Raw genomic sequence first — 5,288 nt, forward strand, 5'->3', positions numbered from 1 at the left:
CTATTGATCGGGGATGACGGCGAGCCAGGGAACGGCTAAGCTTCGTGAAAAGGACTGCAAATGGAAGATGCCTGCCAATGAGCGTTCTCGCCCATGAAATCATGACCCCGACCGTCAAGGCGGTTCCCCACCACTGGACCATGGACCGCCTTGCGCGCTTTCTCACGGATAACGAAATCACCGGCAGTCCGGTCACCGACGACAACGGCGACATCATCGGTATTGCCACCCTTAAAGACATCACAGAGTTCCGCTGGAATGCCAGCCGCACGGGTGACCAGCCGAAACTGACCCTGGAAGAACAGGAAGAGGCCCGGCGGCTGCGCATGGTGATCTTCGAAGAGATGGGCAAAGTACCGGTAGAAGTGCGCGATATCATGACCCCCATCGTACTCTCAGTCGATGAAGACACCCCGGTACGTGACATTGCCAATATTATGATGCGCGAGCACCTGCATCGGATCTTCGTAACCAAAGATTCAAAAGTTACCGGCATTGTAACGACTTACGATATGCTGAAACTGATTTCCGACCGGGAACTGACACAGCGCTGCGCTGAGAACGACTGAGCCACCAGAGAGGTAGCCCTACTTATGCCAAGAGCACCGCAAGCTCGCCGAAAGATGTACGTCCTCGACACGAACGTCCTGATTCATGACCCGAATGCCCTCCTGAATTTTGAAGAACACGACGTTATTATTCCGATGACCGTCCTCGAAGAGCTCGACGGCCTGAAATCCGGTAAACAGAGCGTTGCTGCCGACTGTCGCCAGGCCATCCGCAACATCGACAAACTGCTCGGTGATGCCAGCCCGAAAGACATCGAAAAAGGCGTGCCCATTCTGCGTGGCAAAAAGGCGGCACCGCTGGGCTCGCTGTCCATCATCATGAGCACCGAGCGCAACGGCAATCACTCCCTGCCCGAACACCTGAACGACAACAAAATCATCAACACTCTGGCCGCGCTTCAGGAACGCCACAAAGCCCGCGACATCATTCTGGTCAGTAAAGACATCAACATGCGTTTGAAAGCCCGAGGCTTTGGCGTAGAAGCCCAGGACTATCACAACGATCAGCTGCTGGATGACATCGACCTGCTCCCCAAAGGCTATAAAGAATTCCCGAACTCGTTCTGGGACACCATCGCCAAAGTGGAAACGGTCCAGCGCGAGGGGATCACCGAACACCTGCTCAAGCGCGAAGGCGAACTGGCCAAGCTCAACATCAACGAATTCGTGATCGATGAGCAGGGCTTTATCGGCCAGGTGGTGGACATTTCCGACGACCGGCTGGTGATCAAGGATCTGCACCAGCACGATTTACTGAACGAGGAAGTCTGGGGCCTGGTGCCGCGGGATATCTACCAGGCCATGGCCCTCAACCTGCTGCTGGACCCGGACATTCACCTGGTCAACCTGACCGGTTCGGCCGGCTCCGGCAAAACCATTCTGGCACTGGCTGCCTGCATTGAAATGACCGTCGCCAGCAAGCTTTACAAACGCATCATTGCCACCCGCTCCACCCAGGGGCTGGATGAAGACATCGGTTTTCTGCCCGGTACCGAAGCAGAAAAGATGGAACCCTGGCTGGGCGCCATCGTGGACAACCTGGAAGCCCTGCACGAAGACGATGAAAACATGACTGCCAGTGTCGACTACATCCTGAGTAAGGTACCGCTGCACTTCAAGTCCATGAACTACATCCGGGGCCGCAGTTTTCAGCACAGCCTGATCATTATTGACGAGTCCCAGAACCTGACCCCGCACCAGATCAAAACCATCATTACCCGCGCAGGCAATGGCTCCAAAGTCATCTGCCTGGGTAACCTGGCGCAGATTGATACTCCGTATCTGAGTCCGCTGAGCTCAGGACTAACCTACATGACCGAGCGCTTCAAAGGCTTCCGGCACGGCGGCCACATCCACCTGCAAGGGGTGCCCCGGTCGGTGCTGGCGGAGTTCGCCGAGGCCAATCTTTAGTCGTACAGCGGGTAAGGAAACTCGCCGGCAACCCATTTTCTGCATTACAATGCAAAAGCGCAAGGACGGCCAAAGAAACAAGATTCCTGCAAACAATTACAACACAGGTGAACTTTATGAGTTCAATCGTATTGCTGTTGCTTGGTCTGGGGGGCATGGCCCTCGGCTTTTTCATCTATTCTCGCTTCCTGGCGCTGGTCATTTACAAACTCGAAGAAAAGTTCGTAACCCCTGCCCACGAATTTGAAGATGGTGTGGACTTTGTTCCCACCAACAAATTTGTGCTCTGGGGCCACCACTTCACGTCTGTCGCCGGTGCGGCGCCCATCGTTGGCCCGGCCATTGCCGTCATCTGGGGCTGGTTGCCCGCGTTCCTCTGGGTCACGCTCGGCACCATCTTCTTTGCGGGTGTGCACGATTTTGGCGCCATCTGGGCCAGCGTGCGCAATCGTGCCAAATCTGTCGGCACCCTGACCGGGGAAGTCGTGGGCAAGCGCGCCAGGGCCCTGTTTTCCATCGTGATCTTCCTGGTGCTGCTGATGGTCAACGCGGTATTCGGCGTTGTTATCGCACGACTGCTGATCAACAACCCGTCCGCGGTGGTCCCGGTATGGGGCGCCATCGCCGTGGCACTGGTCATCGGCCAGCTGATTTACCGGGCAAAAATGAGCTTGCCACTGGTGTCGCTGATTGGTCTGGTGGCGCTCTATGCCCTGATTTTTATTGGTCCATCAGTACCCGTTACCCTGCCGGAATCCACCGCCGGTGTAAGCTCGAACGCCCTCTGGATTCTGATTCTGTTTGCTTACGCTGCGATTGCTTCACTGTTGCCCGTCTGGGTGCTGCTGCAACCCCGTGATTACATCAACGGTCTGCAGCTGTTTGTTGGTCTGATTGCACTCTATGGCGCGGTGCTTATCGCCAATCCCATGGTGGTCGCGCCTATGTTCAACACCGATCTACCGGCAGGCACGCCCTCAATGATTCCGCTACTGTTTGTCACCATCGCCTGTGGTGCCATTTCCGGCTTCCATGGCCTGGTGGCCTCCGGAACCACCTCCAAACAGCTGAACAAGGAAACCGATGCCCGCTTTGTCGGTTATTTCGGCTCCACCGGTGAGGGCGCTCTGGCTCTGGCCGCCATCATTGCGGCAACCGCCGGCTTCGCCACGCTGGCCGACTGGCAGGCGGTTTACCACAGCTTCGGCCAGGGTGGTGTGCTTGCCTTTGTGAACGGTGGCGCCAACATCCTGAGCGCTGGCACCGGTCTTGATGTGGCGGTTGCCGCCACCATGCTCACCGTGATGGCAGCCCTGTTTGCCGGCACCACCATGGACACCGGGCTGCGCCTGCAGCGTTACATTTTCCAGGAATGGGGCGAGATCTATAACATCAAGTGGATGGCCAAGCCGCTTCCGGCCACCCTGCTGTCGGTGGTTGCCTGCCTGGCACTGGCGTTCGGTGCTGGCGGCGCCGATGGCGCTGGCGGCCTGCTGATCTGGCCGCTGTTCGGAACCACAAACCAGCTGCTGGCCGGGCTGACCCTGCTGGTGATCGCGGTGATGCTGGTGCGCCGGGGCCGACCAACCGCGGTGGTCATCATCCCGCTGACCTTCCTGCTGGTGATGACGCTGTTCGCACTGCTGACCCAGCTGCAGGGGTTCTACCAGAACGGAGAGTGGTTCCTGCTGACCCTCGATCTGGTGGTTCTGGTCGCCGCTATCCTGGTGACTCTGGAATGCATTTCTGCCTTCAAGCGCGTGAAGCGTGAATATCAGGCCGAAAACCCAACCTGATCTGACCCCTCCCATCGGAGCACTCCCCATCGGGCTGGTCCCGATGGGGAGGCAACCCGGTAACTGGTACCTGCCATGGCCAACACAACCTTTGCCAAACTCAAATACTGGTACAGCAAGGCAAGCGAAGCCGGCACCCAGTATTACAACGCGCCCTACCGAGCCGCGATTGCCCGTGCCAAACGTGACGAAGACGACTTGTTCATGCTGCTGGTCTTCGGCGAGATGATGGGCATTCCTAATCCCGCCAGCTGGTACTGCCTGGAACTGCAGCCACTTTTGCTGGAGCGTTTTCACGACTGGCACCTGCGCGCCGGAATGGAACGCTCGCCTCTGGACAATTTCCGCTGCTGCTGATCCGTTCCTGACCACCTCCCGGAGGCCTTAATGCTCAACCTTTCCGAACTGATTGCCGAAAAGCGCCTGCTGATGGTGGGCGGTAAAGGCGGTGTTGGCAAAACCACGCTGGCCTCGGCCATTGCCTTTGCCGCAGCCCGGGCCGGCAAGCGCGTGTTACTGGTCTCCACGGACCCCGCCCACAGCCTGGCGGATGCGCTGAGCCGACCCATTGGCGGGCAGATTACCCGAGTCTATCCCGATCTGGACGCCCTCGAGCTAGACCCGGACACCGAAGTGGACGCCTACCTGGAACGCGTTTTCCAGCAAATGCGCAAGTACGCAGGGCCGGATCAGGTCAACGAACTGCAGCGCCAGTTACGGCTGAGCAGTCAATCCCCTGGCGCCCAGGAAGCTGCCATTCTCGAGCGTATGGCAAGACTGATTGAAGAGAGTGAGCAACGCTACGATCTGCTGGTGTTCGACACCGCCCCCACCGGCCACACCCTGCGGCTGCTGAGCCTGCCAGAAGTCATGGCAGCCTGGACCGATGGCCTGCTCAAGCACAACAAGCGATCGGAGAAGCTCGGCAAAGCGCTGGCCCACCTGACACCCGGCCGCAGCGTTGATAACCCGATGAAAGATCCCCACGACAATTCCCTGGAAGGTCTGGACGATCGCAGTCGCGAACTCACCGAAACCCTGCTGGCGCGCCAGCGCCTGTTCCAGCGCACGCGCAGGCTCCTGGCCGATGCCAGCCACAGCGCCTTCCTTTTTGTGCTGACACCAGAGAAGCTGCCCATTCTGGAAACCGAGCGGGCGGTGGAATCACTGCGGCTGTCCCACATTCCCGTCGCGGGCGCCATCATCAACCGGGTACTACCGGACCTCGAAGACAGTGCCTTCTGGGCCGCCAGACGCGAGCGCCAGCAGCGCCATCTGGAAGATATCCAGCACCGTCTGGCAGGCCTCGCCACCATGCGCGTGCCCCTGTTTGAAGACGACGTCCAGGGCATTGAGGCCCTCGTGCAACTGGGCGACCATTTGCTGTCGGCGGGCACCTGACGGCCTTGCCGCCCTCAGGCGTGCCGATCGCCGGCGGCCGCCGGGCGGTTTACGCTGCGGCGCCAGCGCGCCGGGGGCATACCCGTCCAACGGTGGAAGGCCCGGTAGAAGG

The 5,288-nt window shown here is 59.0% G+C and carries 5 protein-coding genes; all 5 read left to right on the top strand.

The annotated features are described in order from the left end of the window. Positions 1-77 precede the first annotated feature (77 nt). The 5 genes from IBX51_RS14130 to IBX51_RS14150 all read left to right on the top strand — a co-directional run bounded on the left by IBX51_RS14130 (position 78) and on the right by IBX51_RS14150 (position 5,176). The gene (locus IBX51_RS14130) at positions 78-569 is read left to right on the top strand and encodes a CBS domain-containing protein (RefSeq protein WP_291831939.1); all 492 of its coding nucleotides are present in this window, start codon (positions 78-80) and stop codon (positions 567-569) included. 54 nt (positions 570-623) lie between these two features. After that, entirely contained in the window at positions 624-1,979 is a 1,356-nt protein-coding gene (locus IBX51_RS14135; protein WP_291831943.1) for a PhoH family protein, read from the top strand. Between the two features lie 116 nt (positions 1,980-2,095). Next, the gene (locus tag IBX51_RS14140) at positions 2,096-3,775 is read left to right on the top strand and encodes a carbon starvation protein A (RefSeq protein WP_291831940.1); all 1,680 of its coding nucleotides are present in this window, start codon (positions 2,096-2,098) and stop codon (positions 3,773-3,775) included. Between the two features lie 75 nt (positions 3,776-3,850). Continuing rightward, entirely contained in the window at positions 3,851-4,132 is a 282-nt protein-coding gene (locus IBX51_RS14145; RefSeq protein WP_291831941.1) for a cory-CC-star protein, read from the top strand. Positions 4,133-4,162: 30 nt separating this feature from the next. Beyond that, complete coding sequence (locus tag IBX51_RS14150) at positions 4,163-5,176, top strand: ArsA family ATPase (RefSeq protein WP_291831942.1); 1,014 nt, start codon at positions 4,163-4,165, stop codon at positions 5,174-5,176. Positions 5,177-5,288 lie beyond the last annotated feature (112 nt).

It is taken from the genome of Marinobacter sp. (assembly GCF_014859525.1).
Lineage (GTDB): Bacteria > Pseudomonadota > Gammaproteobacteria > Pseudomonadales > Oleiphilaceae > Marinobacter.

Excerpts from the sequence above, each read along its gene's own strand:
- IBX51_RS14145 (WP_291831941.1), top strand. The coding sequence starts at position 3,851 with ATGGCCAACACAACCTTTGCCAAACTCAAATACTGGTACAGCAAGGCA.
- IBX51_RS14150 (WP_291831942.1), top strand. The coding sequence starts at position 4,163 with ATGCTCAACCTTTCCGAACTGATTGCCGAAAAGCGCCTGCTGATGGTG.
- IBX51_RS14140 (WP_291831940.1), top strand. The coding sequence starts at position 2,096 with ATGAGTTCAATCGTATTGCTGTTGCTTGGTCTGGGGGGCATGGCCCTC.
- IBX51_RS14135 (WP_291831943.1), top strand. The coding sequence starts at position 624 with ATGTACGTCCTCGACACGAACGTCCTGATTCATGACCCGAATGCCCTC.
- IBX51_RS14130 (WP_291831939.1), top strand. The coding sequence starts at position 78 with ATGAGCGTTCTCGCCCATGAAATCATGACCCCGACCGTCAAGGCGGTT.